Source organism: Enterobacter sp. DVT3837 (assembly GCF_056238685.1).
In genome coordinates, this window is sequence record NZ_JBWDLA010000002.1 from 893,715 (window position 1) to 912,577 (window position 18,863).

General features: G+C 58.7%; 3 protein-coding genes and 1 pseudogene. 2 read left to right on the forward strand and 2 right to left on the reverse strand.

Translation table 11 applies throughout. The annotated features are described in order from the left end of the window. Positions 1-77: 77 nt before the first annotated feature. Positions 78-14,840: pseudogene (locus AC0XWG_RS19200) on the reverse strand (Ig-like domain-containing protein); the annotation flags it as partial. Positions 14,841-14,962: 122 nt separating this feature from the next. Beyond that, positions 14,963-16,255 (reverse strand): TolC family outer membrane protein, encoded by a 1,293-nt coding sequence (locus AC0XWG_RS19205; protein ID WP_371128442.1) that lies wholly within the window; start codon positions 16,253-16,255, stop codon positions 14,963-14,965. A gap of 781 nt (positions 16,256-17,036) precedes the next feature. On the opposite strand from AC0XWG_RS19205, the gene AC0XWG_RS19210 reads away from it, so the two are divergent. Together AC0XWG_RS19210 and AC0XWG_RS19215 are read left to right on the forward strand one after the other, a co-directional pair. Further along, positions 17,037-17,801 (forward strand): DeoR/GlpR family DNA-binding transcription regulator, encoded by a 765-nt coding sequence (locus AC0XWG_RS19210; protein WP_049006022.1) that lies wholly within the window; start codon positions 17,037-17,039, stop codon positions 17,799-17,801. Beyond that, complete coding sequence (locus tag AC0XWG_RS19215; RefSeq protein ID WP_257247120.1) at positions 17,794-18,861, forward strand: oxidoreductase; 1,068 nt, start codon at positions 17,794-17,796, stop codon at positions 18,859-18,861. Before AC0XWG_RS19210 ends, AC0XWG_RS19215 begins: the two co-directional genes overlap by 8 nt. Positions 18,862-18,863: the final 2 nt, after the last annotated feature.

The following is an 18,863-nucleotide window of genomic DNA, read 5'->3' on the forward strand; positions in this document are numbered from 1 at the left end:
TGCGTGCCGTTACGGTCAAAGTCGGCGGCGGTCTGGCTCACCACGTAGAAGCCGCGGGTGTTGGTCAGCGTATTCCCGGCATAGCTCGAGCTATCGCTGCTGGAGTAAGACTGGCCGTTAGCAATGATATTCCACAGACCGCTGCTGTTCATGCCGAGGGTCATGGTGGAGTTGTTGCTGTTCCCCGCCGTGGTTGCCCAGTCGGTATTCACCGAGGTGGTATCAATCACCAGGCTGCCGGTCGCCGTGCCGGTGGTATTACCGTTACCCGCGCTGCTCTTCACCTGCGCCGTCACGCTGTAGCTCGACACGCTAAGCGCATCGCCGTCCGGGATCTGCAGATACCAGGTGTTATGTGCCGGATCGACCACTACCGCGCCGCCCGTCTGGGAGGTGTAGGTTTTGCCGTTCACCGTTACCACCAGGTATTCGCCGTTCACCAGATCGGCAGAGACGGTACCGCTGACAATCGGCGTGGTATCCGATGTGGTCTGCGCGGTAATCGCCGCCGTGGTGGTCGGGATGCTGGTATCAACGTTCAGGACAAACCCGTCCGACTCCGTGTAGTTACCGGCCCTGTCGGTGACACGCACAATGTAAGTGTGGTTACCATCACTCAGGCCGTTGTCCTGGAAGGACCAGCTGGCACTGCCGTTCATGGTCACCTGGCCGAGCAGGACCCCGTCACGATAGAGCTGCACAATTTCACCGTCGTCCGGAGCGCGGTTAAGCGTCCCGTTGATCAGCGGCGAGTTATCGTCTGTTGCCACCGCGCTGCCAAAGGTGCCCTGACGCTCGCCTTCACCGTCGGTATAGCTCACTACCGTGCCTACCGTGGTTGGCGGCGTGGTGTCCACCGTCACCACCTGAGAGGCGGTAGAGCCCACGTTGCCCGCCTGGTCAATAATCCGCACCTGGTAGGTATAGTCCCCGTCAGGCAGATCGCGGGTATCGGTGTAGCTCCAGCGCTGGTTGGTGACCGTGGTGTCGAGCCAGGTATTCCCACCGTCCAGGCTGATCTGCGCCTTCTCGTTATTGCCGAGCTGCGCGGTCAGCGAGCCATTCACCACCACCTGATTATCGTTAGTGATGAAATCACTCGCGCTCAGACCGGTGTCGTTTTGCAGGGAATCAATGCTGATCCCCATCGACGGCGCGGTGAGATCCACCGTAACGGTATGATTGTCGCTGGCGCTATTGCCGATGGTGTTGCTGACCTGCGCGTTGATGACGTAAGAACCGCCGTCTGCCAGCGCGCTCACCTCTGCGCTGCCGACCGTGTAGCTCCAGGTACCGTCATTCTGGACGGTTGCCGCGTAGGTTTTACCGTTCAGCGTGATGGTCACCGTCTGGCCCGCCGGGGCGTTGGTGGTGCCGCTAACAACCAGCGGCGTGCCGTGCTCGGCGGCGTTGACGATATCGTCCTGCGCAAAAGTGTTAATAGTGATGGTTGGGACGTCGCCGTTCAGCGTCACGTCGTGCGTGGCGCTGCCCGGGTTACCTGCCTTATCGTTCACCGAGGCGGTAATCGTGTAATCCCCGTCGCTCAGACCGAGGAAATCACGTCCCGGCACGAAGACCGACCACGAACCATCTGCCCCGACGGTCGCCTGATAGCTGTGTCCGTTTAAGGAGACGGTCACCGTCTGCCCCTGTTCCGCTGTGGTTGTGCCACGGATGGTCTGGCCCGCCAGCTGCTCTGCGTTGTTGACGATATCGTCATCAGCCACGGTGCTGATGGTCACGGTTGGCGCGACGGTATCGACCGTTAACGTGTGCGTGGTCTGGCCGTTGTTACCGGCTTTGTCATTGACCGATGCGGTCAAGGTCAGAGCGCCCTGGCTCAACGCAGCCAGATCGGCTGCCGGCACGTCGAGCGTCCAGGTGCCATCGATAGCTACGGTTGCAGTGTAGGTTTTCCCGCCGAGCGTCACGGTGACGGTCTGACCCGCCTCTGCACTGGACGAACCATGCACCGTCAGCGGCTGCTGCGCTTCTGCCGCGTTCAGCATGTCATCGCCCGACAGCGTCGCAATACTCACGACTGGCGCCGTAGTATCTACGCTGATGCTGTGCGTCGCCGACGCGCTGTTGCCCGCGCTGTCCTGCGCCGACACAGACACCTGGTAGCTCGCGCCATCGGCCAGCGCGCCCACGTCGGCAGCAGGTACGGTGGTCGTCCAGCTGCCGTCGCTCTGGATGGTGGCCGTATAGCTCTTGCCGTTCAGGGTCACGGTGACCTGGGTCCCGCTGGCGAACTGGGCGCTGGAACCGTTAATCACCAGTGACGAACCGGCTTCAGACGCGTTGATCACATCATCCCCGCTGAGGGTGTTAACCGTGAGTGCCACAGACGCGGTGTTGACCACCACATCGTGTGTCTGGGTGCTGCTGTTGCCCGCGCTGTCGGTAATGGTCGCACTAAGGGTCACGGTGCCGTCGGTGAGCGCGGAAATCACGCTTGCCGGAACGCCCACGCTCCAGTTACCGCTGGCGTCAACGGTAGTGGTGTACTGATTCGAACCGATGGTAATGACCAGCTTATCGCCAACGCTCGCACCGGTTGCCGTGCCGCTGACAATCTGTGCCTGTCCGTGCTCCACGCTGTTAATGACATCATCGCCCGCGACAACGTTAAAGCTGACGGTTGGCGGCGTGGTATCAAGCGTAATCGCTTTGCCCGCGCTGCCCGGGTTACCGGCAGCATCGTTCACGCTGACCTGCACGGTGTAGCCGTTATCCGCCAGGGCGGACAGATCGGTGCCCGGCACGTTCACGCTCCAGATGCCACCCTGCTGTACCTGCGTGGTGTAGCTTTTACCGCCCAGCGTCACGCTGACCGTCTGCCCGACTTCCGCCGTGGTGGTACCGGAGAGGGTCACACCTGCGGACGCTTCGCTGGCGTTAATCACGTTATCGCCTGCAACCGTATCAATAGTCACGGTTGGCGCGGTGGCGTCCACGCTGTACTCGCGACCTGCAGACGCGCTGTTGCCGTTCACATTGGTCACGCTCACCTGCACGCTGGCATCGCCGTCCTTCAGGCCCGCGAGATCAGCGGAAGGCACAGTGGCCGTCCAATTACCGTCGGCATCCACTTTCGCAGTGTACGTTTTACCCGCGAAGGTGATGGTGACGCTCTGGTTTTCCTCAACGTTCGAGGTGCTGCCGGAAAGCACCAGATCCGTACCTTTCTCCGCCGCGTTAATCACGTCGTCGGTGGCAATTGCATCAATACTGATAGCCACCGCCGTCAGGTCAACGGTCACGTCATGACTGATCGTTACCGGGTTGCCCGCCGCGCTCTGGCCTGCAACGGTCACGGTTACCGTGCCTGCTGCCAGGGCCCCGACGTCTGCCGCCGGGATCGCCGCGCTCCAGCTGCCGTCTGCGAGCACGGAGGCCGCATAGGTTTTGCCATTGACGGTTACCGTCAGCGTGGTACCTGCTGCCAGCCCGTCGCTGGAGCCGGTGAGGATCAGGTTCTGTCCGTGTTCGATGCTGTTGATCACGTCGTCGCCCGCCACGGTATCCACGCGCAGACCCGGCAGGTTGGCGTCGATGGTGATATCACGCTCGCCTGTGCCGGTGTTGCCGTGGCCGTTGGTGACGGAAGCTAACGCAGTCAAATCGCCGTTGCCCAGCGCGGTCAGAACGTCGGACGGCACGTTAACGGACCAGGTGAGATCGCTCTGCACGGTTGTCGTGTACGTGTTGCCGCCAATGGATACGGTGACGGTATTGCCTGCTTCCGCGTTCGCTACCTTGCCGCTAATGGTCTGCCCCGCGGCCACTTCTGCCGCGTTGATGACGTTATCACCCGCTATGGTGTTGAGGGTGACGGTCGGCAACGCGGTGTCGACCAGCAGGTTCGCGGTGTTGCTGACGCTGTTGCCCACGGCGTTGGTCGCTACCGCGCTCAGGGTGTAGCTGGCTTCGCCCAGCACGGCAAGATCCGCCGCCGGAACCGTGAGGCTCCAGCTGCCATCCGCCGCCGTGGTGGCGGTGTAGTTTTTACCGTTGAGGGTCACGGAAACCACTGTGCCTTCCGTCAGGTTGGCGCTGGTTCCATTGACGCTCAGATCCTGACCTTTCTCCACTGCGTTCAGGATGTTATCGCCGCTGATGGCGCTGAAGGCCACCGATGGCAGACCGGTATCGACGGTCACGTTGTGGCTGCCGGTACCGGTATTGCCCGCCGCGTCGGTGACTGACGCAGTAACGGTTACGGTGCCGTCGCTGAGGCCGGAAATCACATTTGCCGGTACGCCAACGCTCCAGTTACCCGCCGCGTCCAGCACGGTGGTGTACGTCTGTCCACCGATGGTGACGGTGACCTTATCGCCCGCTGCCGCGCCGGTGGCGGAGCCGCTGATGATTTGCGCCTGCGCGTGCTCAGTGATGTTAATCACGTCGTCGCCCGCCACGGTATTGATGGTCACCGCAGGCACGGTCACGTCCACCGTCAGCGTGTGATCAACCGACGCCGGGTTACCCGCCTTATCGTTGACGCTCGCCGTCACCGTGACGCTGCCGTCGCCGAGCACGGCCAGATCCGCCGCCGGAACGCTCAGCGTCCAGCTGCCATCCGCGCCCACGGTTGTGGTGTACTCTTTACCGTTCAGGCTCACGGTCACCGTCTGACCCGCTTCAGCGGTGCTGGTGCCGGACACGGTCAGGTCAGCCTGCGCTTCGGTGGCATTCAGGATGTCGTCAGCCGCAAGCGTATTGATGGTCACGGACGGCGCGGTCGCATCCACGCTGTACTCGCGGCCCGCCGAGGCGCTGTTGCCGTTCACGTTGGTGACGCTCACCTGCACGCTGGCATCGCCATCCTTGAGGTGTGCCAGATCCGCAGATGGTACGGAGTAGGTCCAGTTACCGCTGTCGTCCACGGTGGTGGTATAGATTTTACCGTTCAGGCTCAGGGTCACGGTCTGCCCCGCCTCAACGTTGGTCGTGGTGCCTGACAGCACCAGATCCGCGCCCTTCTCCGCCGCGTTAATCACATCATCGGTGGCGATGGCATTGATGCTGATGGCAACGGTCGCCAGATCCACCGTCACATCGTGACTGATGGTAATCGGGTTGCCCGCAGAGCTGTCGCCGGTAACGCTGATTTTGACGGTGCCTTCCGGCCACGCGCTCACGTCTGAGGACGGGATCGCGGCGCTCCAGGTGCCGTCCGCCAGCACCGTGGCCGCATAGTCTTTACCGTTGACGGTGACGGTCAGCGCCGTACCTGCCGCCAGCCCGTCGCTGGAGCCGGTGACGATCAGGTTTTGCGTATGTTCAATACTGTTGATGACATCGTCACCCGCGACGGTATCCACGCGCAGACCCGGCAGGTTAGCGTCGATGGTAATACCGCGCTCGCCGGTTCCGGTGTTGCCATGACCGTTGGTGACGGTCGCCGTTACGCTCAGGCTACCGTTGCCGAGCGAGGTCAGCACGTCAGACGGCACGTTCACGGACCAGGTCAGATCGTTCTGCACCGTTGCGGTGTAGCGGTTGCCGCCAATAGTGACGGTGACGGTATTGCCCGCTTCGGCATTTGCCACCGAACCGCTCAGGGTTTGACCTGCAGCCACTTCCGCCGCGTTGATGACGTTATCACCCGCCACGGTATTGATGGTGACGGTCGGCAGCGCAGTGTCCACCAGCAGGTTCGCGGTATTACTCACGCTGTTGCCCACGCCGTTGGTGGCGGTCGCGTTCAGGGTGTAATTAGCCTGACCCAGAGCGGCCAGATCCGCTGCCGGAACCGTCAGGCTCCAGCTGCCGTCTGCAGCCGTGGTGGCCGTGTAGTTTTTACCGTTCAGGGTCACCGTCACCACGGTGCCTTCCGCGAGGTTAGCGCTGGTGCCGCTCACGCTCAGATCCTGACCTTTTTCCACCGCGTTCAGCACGTTATCGTCGCTGATGGCGTTGAAGTTGACCGATGGCAGACCGGTATCAACGGTCACGTTATGGGTGCCGCTGCCCGTGTTCCCCGCTGCGTCGGTAACTGACGCTGTGACGGTCACGGTGCCGTCGCTGAGGCCGGAAATTACATTCGCCGGTACACCCACGCTCCAGTTACCCGCCGCGTCCAGCACGGTGGTGTAAGTCTGTCCGCCAATCGTGACGGTCACCTTATCACCTGCTGCCGCGCCGGTGGCGGAGCCGCTGACGATCTGCGCCTGAGCGTGCTCAGCCACGTTAATCACGTCGTCGCCAGCGATAGTGTTGATGGTCACTGCAGGGACGGTGACGTCCACCGTCAGGTTGTGATCAACCGACGCCGGGTTACCCGCTTTGTCGCTTACCGATGCGGTGACGGTCACACTGCCGTCCGTCAGCGCCGCAACATCCGCCGCCGGGACGTTCAGCGTCCAGCCGCCGTCAGCGCCCACGGTTGTGGTGTAGTCTTTGCCATTCAGTGACACCGTTATCGTCTGACCCGCTTCGGCGGTGCTGGTGCCGGACACGGTCAGGTCAGCCTGAGCCTCTGTCGCATTCAGAATGTCGTCAGCCGCAAGCGTATTGATAGTCACGGACGGCGCGGTGGTATCCACGCTGTACTCGCGACCCGCCGATGCACTATTGCCGTTCACGTTGGTCACGCTCACCTGCACGCTGGCATCGCCGTCTTTCAGGTTGGTCAGATCGGCGGCGGGCACCGTGGTGGTCCATTTGCCGTCAGCGCCAACGGTCGCGGTGTAGCTCTTGCCGCCGAAGGTGATGGTGACGGTCTGGTTTTCCTCCACGTTTGAAGTCGCACCGGAGAGCACCAGATCCGCGTCCTTTTCAGCCGCATTGATCACATCGTCTGAGGCAATGGCGTCAATGCTGATGGCGACGTTTGCCAGGTCCACCGTCACATCGTGGCTAATTGAGACCGGGTTACCGGCGCTGCTCTGGCCTGCAACGGTCACCGTGACCGTGCCTGCAACCAGTGCCCCCACGTCTGCCGCCGGGATCGCCGCGCTCCAGGAGCCGTCAGCCAGCACGATAGCCGGGTAGGTTTTGCCATTAACGGTCACGGTCAACGCCGCGCCAGTCGCCAACCCGTCGCTGGTGCCGGTGATAATCAGATTCTGCCCGTGTTCGATGCTGTTGATCACGTCGTCACCCGCCACGGTATCCACGCGCAGGCCCGGCAGGTTAGCGTCGATAGCAATATCGCGCTCGCCCGTTCCGCTATTACCCACGCCGTTTGTGACGCTAGCGGTCACAGTCAGATCGCCGTTACCCAGCGCGGTCAGAACGTCCGACGGCAGGTTAACGGACCAGGTCAGGTCGCTCTGCACGGTTGCGGTGTAGCTGTTACCACCAATCGTCACGGTCACGGTGTTGCCCGCTTCGGCATTCACCACTTTGCCGCTGATGGTCTGGCCGGCTGCCAACTCAGCAGCGTTGATCACGTCGTCGCCCGCAACGGTGTTGATAATCACGCCCGGCAGAACGGATTCCACGTTCACGGTGTGCGACGTACTGGTGCTGTTGCCGACGCTATCCGTTGCCGATGCGGTAACGGTATAAAGCGCCTCGCCAAGTTGCCCCACCTCGTTAGCCGGAACGGTCGTGGTCCATTTTCCGTTGCTATCAACCGTAGCGCTGTACGCTTTGCCGTTGAGCATTACGGTCACGGCCGCGCCTGCAGCCAGCCCGGACGCCGTACCGGAAAGGGTCAGATCCTGCGTTTTCTCGGTGCTATTGATCACATCGTCACCGGAAACGGTGTCAATTGTCAGCGCCGGTGCGGTCAGGTTCACCTCCACGCCGTGCGTGGCGCTGTTGCTGTTGCCCGCTTTATCCGTCAGCGCCGCGGTGATGGTGTAATCCCCGGCGGCCAGAGCCGTAACATCTGCTGCCGGCACGCCCACGCTCCAGTTGCCAGCGGCGTCGATCGTGGCGGTGTAAGATTTGTTATTGATGGTGACGGTGACCACATCGCCCGCCGCCGCGCCGGTCACAGAGCCGGTAACAATCAATGCCTGCGCATGCTCGGCGCTGTTGATCACATCATCGTCAGAAACGGTATTAATGGTCAGCTGTGGTACGGTTGTATCAACCAGCACATCGCGCTCCGCTGAGGCCGGGTTACCCGCTTTATCAGACACGGCGGCGCTGACGGTATAGTTGCCGTCGGCAATCGCCCCCAGATCCGCAGACGGTACGGTCACACTCCAGCTGCCGTTTGCCTGCACGGTGGTGGTGTAATTCGCGCCGTTCAGCGTGACGGTGACGGTCTGGCCCGCTTCGGCGTTGGTCACACCGTTAATCACCAGATCCTGCTGCGCTTCGGCCGCATTGATGATGTTGTTGTCGCTGACAATCTCGATAGACACCGTCGGCGCGGTCGCATCCACGCTGTACTCGCGGCCCGCCGACGCGCTGTTACCGTTCACATTGGTGACGCTTACCTGCACGCTGGCGTCGCCGTCTTTCAGGCTGACCAAATTGGCAGACGGTACGGTCGCCGTCCAGTTGCCGTCCGCATCCACCGTCGCGGTGTAAGACTTACCGCCAAATGAGATGGTGACGGTCTGGTTTTCTTCCACGTTAGTGGTGCTGCCGGACAGCACCAGGTCCGCGCCTTTCTCCGCCGCGTTAATCACGTCGTCTGTGGCAATCGGGTCAATGCTGATGGCGACTGCCGCCAGATCCACCTTCACGTCATGGCTGATAGAAACCGGGTTACCCGCTGCGCTCTGGCCTTCAACGGTCACAGTGAGCGTGCCAGCAGTCAGCGCGCTGACGTCTGCTGCCGGAATGGCCGCCGCCCAGGTACCGTCAGCGAGCACCGTCGCCGCGTAGGTTTTGCCGTTGACGGTCACGGTTAACGCCGCACCCGTTGCCAGGCCCTCGCTGGAGCCGGTGATAATCAGGTTCTGAGCGTGCTCGATGCTGTTGATCACATCGTCGCCGGCTACGGTATCAACGCGCAGGCCCGGCAGGTTGGCATCAATGGTGATGTCGCGCTCGACTGTTCCGGTGTTGCCGTGGCCGTTGGTGACGCTGGCTGAAACCGTCAGATCGCCGTTACCGATGGCGGTTAAGACCGTAGACGGCACGTTGACCGACCAGCTCAGATCGTCCTGAACCGTAGCCGTATACGTATTTCCGCCGATGCTAATAGTGACAGTGTCACCCTTCGCTGCGCCGCTCACTTTGCCGCTCAGGGTCTGCCCGGCAGCCACTTCCGCTGCGTTGATGACATCGTCCGTGGCGACAGGGTTAATGGTGACCTGCGGCAACGCGCTGTCGACCAGTACGCTGTGGCTGGTGCTCGCGCTGTTGCCTGCGGCGTCAGTTACACTCGCCGCCACGACGTAGCTTGCTTCTCCCAGCACAGAGACGTTTGCCGCCGGAACGGTGATGCTCCAGTTACCGCTGGCGTCTGTGATGGCGCTGTAATTGATACCGTTCAGCGTCACCGTAATGGTGGTTCCGTCCGGCTGGTTGCTGGTACCGGAAAGAAGCAGATCTTCACCTTTCTCTGCCGCATTGATCACATCGTCACCCGCCAGGATATTGATGGCGATAACCGGTGCGGTCAGGGAGACGTCAAAATCATGCGTGGCAGTGGTGCTGTTGCCCGCTTTATCGGTGAGGGTCGCCGACATTGTCTGGTCGCCGTTAGCCAGCGCGCTCACGTCCGCCGCCGGAACACCCACGCTCCAGCTTCCGGACGCATCCAGCATCGCGGTGTAGTCTTTACCGTTCAGGGTCACGGTAATCACGTCGCCCGCCTGTGCCCCCGTAACCTTACCGGAAACAATCAGCGCCTGGCCGTGCTCGGCAATATTCACGATGTCGTCGCCCGCGACGATATTGAAGGTAATCTGCGGTACGGTGGTGTCAACCAGCACAGAAGCACCCGCACTGGCCGGGTTGCCTGCTTTATCGGACACCGTCGCCGTGACCGCCGCATTGCCGTCGGTGATGCCTGCCATGTCCGCCGCCGGGACGTCCAGCGTCCAGCTACCGTCGGCCTGCACCTGCGCAGCGTACTGATTGCCGTTGAAGGTCACGGTCACCGTCTGGCCTGCTTCGGCAGTAGACGTGCCGCTCAGGGTCAGATCCTGAGCCGCCTCGGCCGCGTTCAGCATATTGTCCTGGCTGATGGTGTTGATGGTCACCGTCGGCGCGGTGGTATCGACGCTGAATTCCTGCGCCGAAGACGCCGCGTTACCGTTCACATTGGTGACGTTGACCTGCACGCTGGCGTCACCGTCTTTCAGGCCGCTCAAATCGGCTGCCGGTACGGTGTACGTCCAGTCCCCGTTGGCATCCACCGTGGTGGTATACGTTTTACCCGCGAAGGTGATGGTCACGGTCTGGCCCGCTTCAACGTTGGATGAGGTGCCGGACAGCACCAGATCCTGGCCTTTTTCCGCCGCGTTGAGCACGTTGTCATCGGTCACGCTGTTGATGGTGATAGCCACAGGTGCAAGATCGACATCCACGACAGTCCCGATAGCGACCGGATTACCGGAGGTATCCTGTGCGCTTGCTGTGATCTTCAGCGAACCGTCCGCCCACTGAGATACATCCGCCGCCGGCACTGCCGCCTGCCAGGAACCGTCCGCCAGCACGGTTGCAGAATAAGTGTTGCCGTTAATGGTTACGGTGACGATGCTGCCCGCGGCCAGATCGGTGCTGGTGCCGGACACAATCAGGTTCTGAGCGTGCTCGATCACGTTAATCACGTCGTCACCCGCCACGGTATCAATCCGCAGTCCCGGGAGCTGGGCGTCGATGGTGAAGTCGAGAGAAGAAGAGCCGGTATTACCGTGCGCGTTGGTGACGTTGGCGGATACGGTGAGATCGCCGTTGCCGAGCGCGGTCAGCTGGCTCTCGCTTAACGGCAGGCTCCAGGTCAGATCGTCCTGCACGGTAGCGGTGTATGTCTGGCCGCCCAGGATAATAGTGACAGTGTCACCTGAAGCCGCGTTCGTTACCTTACCGGTCAGGGTTTGCCCTGCCGCCACTTCCGCTGCGTTAACGATGTTGTCGCCCGCCAGCGTGTTGATCGTCACAACCGGCAGCGAGCTGTCCACCAGCACGTCGTGTGAGGTTGACGCGCTGTTACCTACGCTGTCGGTGACGTCCGCCGTCACGGTGTAATGGGCTTCACCCAGCGCGCTCACCGCGGAAGCAGGCACGGTGACGCTCCAGTTTCCGCTGGCGTCAGTAGTGGCCGTGTAGTGAATGCCGTTCAGGGTCACCGTAACGGTGGTGCCTTCCGGCTGGTTGCTGGTGCCGGAGAGCAGCAGATCTTCGCCTTTCTCTGTAGCATTGATCACATCGTCCGCCGCCAGCGTGTTGATACCGATGACAGGCGTCACGGTATTCACCACCACATCCAGTGAATGGCTTCCGGTATTACCGGACTGGTCGGTCACGGAGACGTTAATCGTCCAGGTACCGTCAGCCAGACCTTGCACCACTGACGCAGGCAGTCCCAGGCTCCAGTGACCTGCCGCATCGACCACGGTGGTGTAATCCACGTTATTAATGGAGATGGTTACCCTGTCGCCCGCAGCCGCACCGGTGACGGAGCCGCTCAGGATCTGCGCCTGTGAATGGGCGATTTGGTTAACGGTGTTGGCATCGGTGACAAAGTCGTTAATCGTCACCTGCGGCACGGTCGCGTCCACCAGCCCAATGCGATCGGCACTGCTGGTGTTCCCCGCCACATCACTCACGGTTGCCGTCACGGTCACAATGCCATCTGCCAGCGCGTCGACGTCAGCCGCTGGTACACTCAACTGCCAGGTACCGTCCGTCTGAACCGTGGTCTGATAGGTTTTACCGTTCATCGTCACAGTGACCACCTGGCCTGCTTCAGCATTGCTGCTGCCGCTTAACACTAAATCCTGCTGCGCTTCTGCCGCATTGATGATGTTGTCGGTGGTCAGATTATCGATCGTTATTGTCGGCGGCTGAGTATCTACGGTGACCACGCGCGACGCGTCGGCACTGTTACCGTTGACGTTAGTGACGCTAACGCTCACCTGCGCGCGACCGTCGATCAGGGTTTCCATGGCGCTGACGGGTACGGTCAGGCTCCAGGAGCCATCCTGCTGCACCTGCGCGGTAAAGGTCTGGTCAGCGAATTTCACCACCACGGTCTGCCCCGCTTCCACGCCCTGCGTCTGACCGGAAAGGGTTAAATCACTGCCTTTTTCTGCCGCATTCAGCAGGTCATCGCCGGAGACGGTATCAATGGTGACCGCCACTGCGTTCAGATCGAGTTCGATCGGGTGTTCAGCCGCAACAGTGTTGCCCCAGGTATCTTCTGCGCTGACGCTGACCGTCATACCTCCCGCCGTCCAGGCCTGAAGGTCCACTGCGGGTACGCCGATCTGCCAGTTGCCGCTGGCGTTAACCGCGGTGACATACTCGACGTTGTTAATGGTGACGACAATCTGCGTCCCCGCTGCCAGATGAGTACTGGAGCCGGTGACGCTCAGATCCTGCTGCTGCTCGATGGCGTTGATCACGTCATCGCCGGAAATGGTGTTCACGCGCAGGCCCGGCAGCTCAGCGTTGATATTGATATCACGCTCGCCGGTGCCGGTATTGCCGTGCCCATTGGTCACCGATGCGGTGAAGGTTAAATCACCGTCACCGAACGCCTGAAGATCCGCTGACGTGATTTTCACGCTCCAGGTCAGATCGCTGCCAACCGTTGCGGTATAGCTCTTGCCGCCGACGGTGACAGAAACGGTATCGCCCGCCGCCGCGCCGGTGACGCGGCCGCTGAGGGTTTGATCGACGCCCGCTTCGGCGTTATTGACCAGGTTGTCGCCCGCAAACGTATTGATAATGACCTGCGGAAGGACAGTATCCACCAGCAGATTCGCTTCTGCAGAACCGCTGTTACCCACGCTGTCGGTACCGCTGACGCTGACGGTATAAAGCGTGTTCGCCAGATTCAGCACGTCAGAAACCGGTACCTGAACAGCCCAGATACCGTTTTCGACGGTCGCCTGATAGTTAACGTTGTTCAGCGTCACCGTGATAGCGCTGCCGTTCGGCAAATTGCTGGTACCGGTCAGGCTCAGCGGCTGCATCGCCTCCTGAGCATTCAGAACATTGTCCTGACTGATGGCGTCAATCGTAAATTCTGGCGGGTGTCCGCTCAGCGTAATGCCGTGCGTGGCGCTGCCGGTGTTGCCTGCCGCGTCAGTCACGGAAACCGAAATCGTGTGGCTGCCTTCACCCAGCGCGCCCAGCACGGACGCAGGAACGCCGACGCTCCAGCTACCGTCCGCAAGCACCACGCCGGTGAAAGTCTGGCCGCCAAGGGTCACGGTGACCACATCGCCCGCAGCTGCACCGTTCGCCAGGCCGGAAATAATCTGTGCCTGACCCTGCTCGCTGGTATTGAGAACATCGTCGCCCGCCACGGTATTGATGGTGACAACCGGTGCGGTGATATCAACCGTGAAATCTGCGGTAACAGACGAGCCGTTGCCCGCTTTATCGCTGACGTTCACCGTCAGGGTGTGATTGCCCTCGCTGAGCGCCTGTACGTCGTTCGCCGCCAGCGTGACGGTCCAGGTACCGTCACCCGCCACGGTGGCATTGTAGTTTTTACCGTTCAGCGTCACGGTGACTATCTGACCGGCTTCCGCATTGGTTTTACCGGTCAGCTTCAGCGGCTGGTTGTGCTCAGCCGCATTGATGATGTTGTCCTGCGCGAGGGTATCAACAGACAGCGTTGGCGCGGTGGTATCGACGCCAATCGTCTGGCTTCCGCTCACGGTGTTCCCCGCCGCGTCCTTACCGCTGACGTTGACCGTCCAGGTGCCGTCGCCCAACGCCTGCGCGTCAGCTGCAGGCACGTTAACGAGCCATGCGCCGTCTGCGCCCACTTCGGCCGTGTAGGTTTTGCCGTTCAGCGTTACGGTGAGTTCAGTACCCTGCGCCAGGTTTTTGCTGGCACCGGAAAGCGTAAAGCCCTCGGATTGCTCGCTGGCGTTAAGCACGTTATCGCCCGCCGTGGTGGCCAGCGTAATAGAGGCATCGGCGGTAGAAACCGTCACGGTAATACTGCCCGCAGCGGTGGTTTTACTGCCGTCGATCTGCACGACCGACCAGGTATGCTCCCCGTCGGTCTGGGTTGGTAATTTTACCGTCCAGGTACCGTCTTTAGCGACCATTGCACTGGCGATGGTACTGCCGCTGCTGTCTTTGATCTGGATGGTTGCGCCCGGTTGGCCGGTACCACTAAAGGTTGGGGTGTTATCGTCCGTGACCTCTTTTGCACTCAGCACCCCCTGCTTGTCACCCGCTTTATCTGTCAGCAAAAAGGTGGGCGTTGCGCTTTCAACCTCTTTGGTATTATCAACAACCCTTGTTTTGGTTTCACCGTCTCCCCCGTGAGCCAGCAGTGCCCCGATGGCACCACCGCCTAACACAGCGCCCGCAATCCAGCCCCACGGCGCGTCGCTCAAAACGCTTCCCTGCTCGAGGAAAGGCTCAATGCTGCTAATCGGTGTGGCCTGCGCGGTTAATTCAGTTACTGCAGCGCCTGACGCTTCCCCGGCATCGGCAAAAGAAATATGTGTCAGTTCCTGACGGTCGTTGAACACCAGTTCTGACTGATTATGCGTTTCTGGATCTTCGACAAAATAGTTATTGCAGCGAATAACGCTGCCATCTTTCATATAAATGAGGAGATCTTTACCCTGGCGAACATAACGCGCCACATCCTGAGCAGAACCCTGGATTTCAATCACGCTTGGCGATGAAATAGAGACCGACAGATTTCCTTCACCTGTTAATTTCGTTTTCTCCGCCGTTTTGCGAATGATGACATCAACAACCTTTACGTTACTCATTTTCTTCTCCTTGCAGGTGTAAGGATTCCTGTGGATATGTCCACCAGATGGATGTAGCTATCCCTGGGAAAAATCACCCATTATTTTCAGACTTATTTTGCGCAACCAATGTGCGCCTTTTTTTAACTCAAATCGGGTAGTTTTGCGGTAGCGCTTTTCTCTACTCCAATAAGTGGCATTAAATTATCAACCGCAGCAGCATAATTAATTGCCGAACTCCAGCCATCATACTCAGCGATTATTTTTGCCGAGGTGGCCTGCCAGACATCCTGCTCAACGCTGAGCAGATCGTTAATGCTCCGCTTGCTCAGGGTGTATTCATTTTTATAGACATCGCGGGCGCGCAGTGCATTTTCCAGCTGTTGCTTCCCGGCTTCCATTCTTCCCCGAGCGCCGGTCCAGTCCGCCTGCGCCACGGAAGCCTTTTGCAGGACATCGAAACGCGCCTGATCGACCTGAGAGGAGGCCATGGCCCGTGCGCCCTCCGCCTGTCGAACGCGTGCGGAAACCGCGCCCCCCTGATACAGTGGGGCATCTATGTTGAGCTGTATCTGGTCGTCCCAGTAAGAACGGTTGTCCGATTCATAACGGGTACGCCCTCCTTTCAGACTTAGCGTCGGCCAGTGCTGGGACTTCGCCGTTTCCACGCCATACTGAGCAGACCGTTCCATGTTCTGCGCGGCCATCACCGCCGGTATCAGCGAATAATCTATGCGATTGAGCGAGTCCGGCTCCACGGCAAGATTCGCAGGCACCGGCGAATAGACCTCTGCCTGCATTCCGGTTAAAACCGCTAGCCTGGCGCGGGCGCTGTTAAGGGCGGCCTGATACTGAGCGACCGTCGCCTGCATGCCGGCAATACGCGTGCGGGTCTGGAGCTCATCGGACGTGGAGCTCACGCCTGCATCAGCGCGCAGTTTTGCCAGCTGCTCGACGTTTTTGAGCGCCTGAACATTCTCTTTTGCCGCCAGCAACAGATCGGAATAGCGTTTGACCTCTACATAGCTCAGCGCCGTTTTTTCCGCCACATCCGAAAGCGTGCCCATCAGCTGATAGCGGTAGCTATCACGCTGGGCGGAAGACTGACTGATGCTGTTATTGGTTTTGCCAAAATCGTACAGCAGCTGCGTCAGGCTCAGCCCCCAGGCGGCTGAATTCTTCAGTGACCCGCTGGAATCGGTGGTCTGGCTGTGCCCTGTACTCCCGTTTAACGATATTTGCGGCATCCAACCGCTGCGCGCTTCATCTATTTGTGCCTGACCAATACCTAATTGCGCGGCCTGCTGACTAATTGACGGATCGCGATCGATAGCAAAAAGAATACTTTCTTTTAATGTTGTTGTGGAAACCGGGGCAATCCCCACCTGCCCACTATTGGCACAAGCGGTATTTATGGCTATCGAAAATAATGCCATCGCGGCTGCATATCGAAGGAACTTAGGTTTACTCAATTTCGTCATTTTATCTCCCTGACTCTGAGTGATACTCAAACAAATACCCAAAAAGAGGTATAGATAATTAGACAAATATTTCTTCGGTTTCCTTGCCGGATTTCAGGTAATACTTCCCATACCCATTTCCATTGGAACTGAGTTCTGTCTGCGTCTTATTTCAATTAAGAATTTACTTATTTCTTAAACTGGTTAGCAGCATAACAAAATGCGGTATAGGCCACTACACCCACAATGTTAATGCGGTGTTACAAATAAGAAAAAACATGGGGTTTCTGGACAAAACCTCGAAAATGGACTTTCAAATGAAACATATAAACCCCCTGTTATTTAAGGAAAATTCCTAATTCGTTATATGCACATTTTTGCGTTAATTTCATGACGGGTCAGACACAAAGATTTTCAAAGAAGTGTCAACTTACGTAGTTAAAGCCTACACGTCGACATATATGACCATTAAAAAACAAATTTACGTTATTTTGATTCGTTAATTCAAATTTAATTGAAATATATAGCCAGATAAGGGTGATACAATAGCGACATAATCCAAACTATTAAATAAAACATAACAATAACACTATGGTTAACATTTAAAACGGTTTACTTATAAGCACTTAATATAATTTTAATAATCACCCACCTGAATCATTACCCCACTTGCGTATCCTGGTGACGACATTGTGCTTCTCTCTGCGCTGAAATGCTGTATTATGCTAACTATTGCGACATTTTGCAGGATTTGTTCATGCACAAAACGGCTCGTCAACGATATGTACTTGATATTATTAGTGAGCAAGGACAGGCCAGTATCACCGAGCTGGCAGAAAAGCTTCAGGTTTCAGCAGACACCATCCGCCGCGATCTGACTGACCTTGAAAACCAGGGCCTTGCGCAGAAGAATCATGGCGGGGCTATTGCACTCAATCTTTCCGCCATGAATCGTCAGGGGCGCAGTACGTTGCTGCCCGAAGCCAAACAGCGTCTGGGTAAACAGGTCGCGCAGGCAGTTCCACCGGGCTCCACCCTGTTTCTGGATGCCGGAAGCACGGTGATGGCTGTTGCCACCTTTCTTCAGGGGCCGCTCACTGTTATCACCACCTCGCTGGATATTGCCCAGCATTTTAGCGACCAGGATAATATTGAGCTGATCCTGCTCGGTGGAAAATGGGACCAAAAGCAGCGCCTGTTCGCCGGAAGCGCCACCCTCTCCCTCCTGTCCCGTTATCGTGCGGATATCGCTATTCTCGGGGCGTGCGCCATCCATGCCGATCTCGGTCTGAGTGCCAGTACAGAAGCAGATGCGGAGGTCAAGCGCGCGATGCTTGCCGTCAGCCATGCTCACTGGATTGTCGCCGACCACCTTAAAGTCAACCGCTGCGAACCGTATCTGGTTTGCGAGTTATCCAACATCCAACAACTGTTTCTGGATCGTCCCTGGCCTGAGCTTGGGGACCATAGCGCATTGCAGGTCACGGTTTGCGCGAATCAACGTGGAGAAGGTCATGAGTAAAGTGAAAACAATCAACATTGCATTGATCGGGTATGGATTTGTCGGCAAAACCTTCCATGCACCGCTGATCCAGTCCGTCGATGGACTTAAGCTGGCGGTCGTCTCTTCTCGTGATGAAGAAAAAGTTAAACGCGATCTTCCGGATGTTCAGGTGGTTGCAACACCGGAAGAGGCCATTCAGCATCCGGATGTCGATCTGGTCGTTATTGCCTCCCCCAACGCCACCCACGCGCCGCTGGCCACGCTTGCGCTGAACGCCGGGAAACATGTGGTCGTGGATAAGCCTTTCACCCTCGACATGCAGGAAGCCCGCGACCTGATTGCGCTGGCGGATGAAAAGCAGCTTTTGCTCTCCGTCTTTCACAACCGCCGCTGGGACAGCGATTTCCTCGGCATTAAGCAGATTATTGAGCAAGGTACGCTCGGCAAGATTAAACATCTGGAGTCGCATATTGACCGTTTCCGTCCGGAAGTACGCGTGCGCTGGCGCGAGCAGAACGTCCCCGGGAGCGGCCTGTGGTTTGACCTGGGTCCTCACCTGATTGACCAGACGCTTCAGCTCTTTGGCCTGCCGCAGTCGGTTCAGGGGAATATCGCGACGCTGCGCGACGGTGCAGAAATTAACGACTGGGCGCACGTGGTCTTAAATTATCCGCAACATAAGGTCATTCTGCATGCCAGCATGCTGGTCGCAGGCGGTACGGCACGCTTTACGGTCCACGGGGATAAGGGCAGCGTGGTGAAAGCCAGAATCGATCAGCAGGAAGCGCAGCTGCTCGCAGGGGTGATTCCCGGCAGTGCAACCTGGGGCGAAGACAGCGACAGCATGGTGCTCTATGGAGCAGACGGAGCACAGCAGACTATTGCGACCCCGAAAGGCGATCAGCGCCAGTATTACATTAACGTACGTGATGCGGTTCTCGGGAAAATCACCAACCCCGTTAATCCTGTCGAAGCTTTAGCGGTTATGGCTGTACTGGAAGCGGCAGTGAAATCGTCTGAGACCGGATCAACGCAGGCGCTGGCGTTAACTACTGAAGAGCGTGCTCAGCTGCGCTAAAA

What these genes read in the sequence shown, in the direction of transcription:
- AC0XWG_RS19205 (WP_371128442.1), bottom strand. Translation starts at nt 16,255, where the DNA reads ATGGCATTATTTTCGATAGCCATAAATACCGCTTGTGCCAATAGTGGG.
- AC0XWG_RS19215 (WP_257247120.1), top strand. Translation starts at nt 17,794, where the DNA reads ATGAGTAAAGTGAAAACAATCAACATTGCATTGATCGGGTATGGATTT.
- AC0XWG_RS19210 (WP_049006022.1), top strand. Translation starts at nt 17,037, where the DNA reads ATGCACAAAACGGCTCGTCAACGATATGTACTTGATATTATTAGTGAG.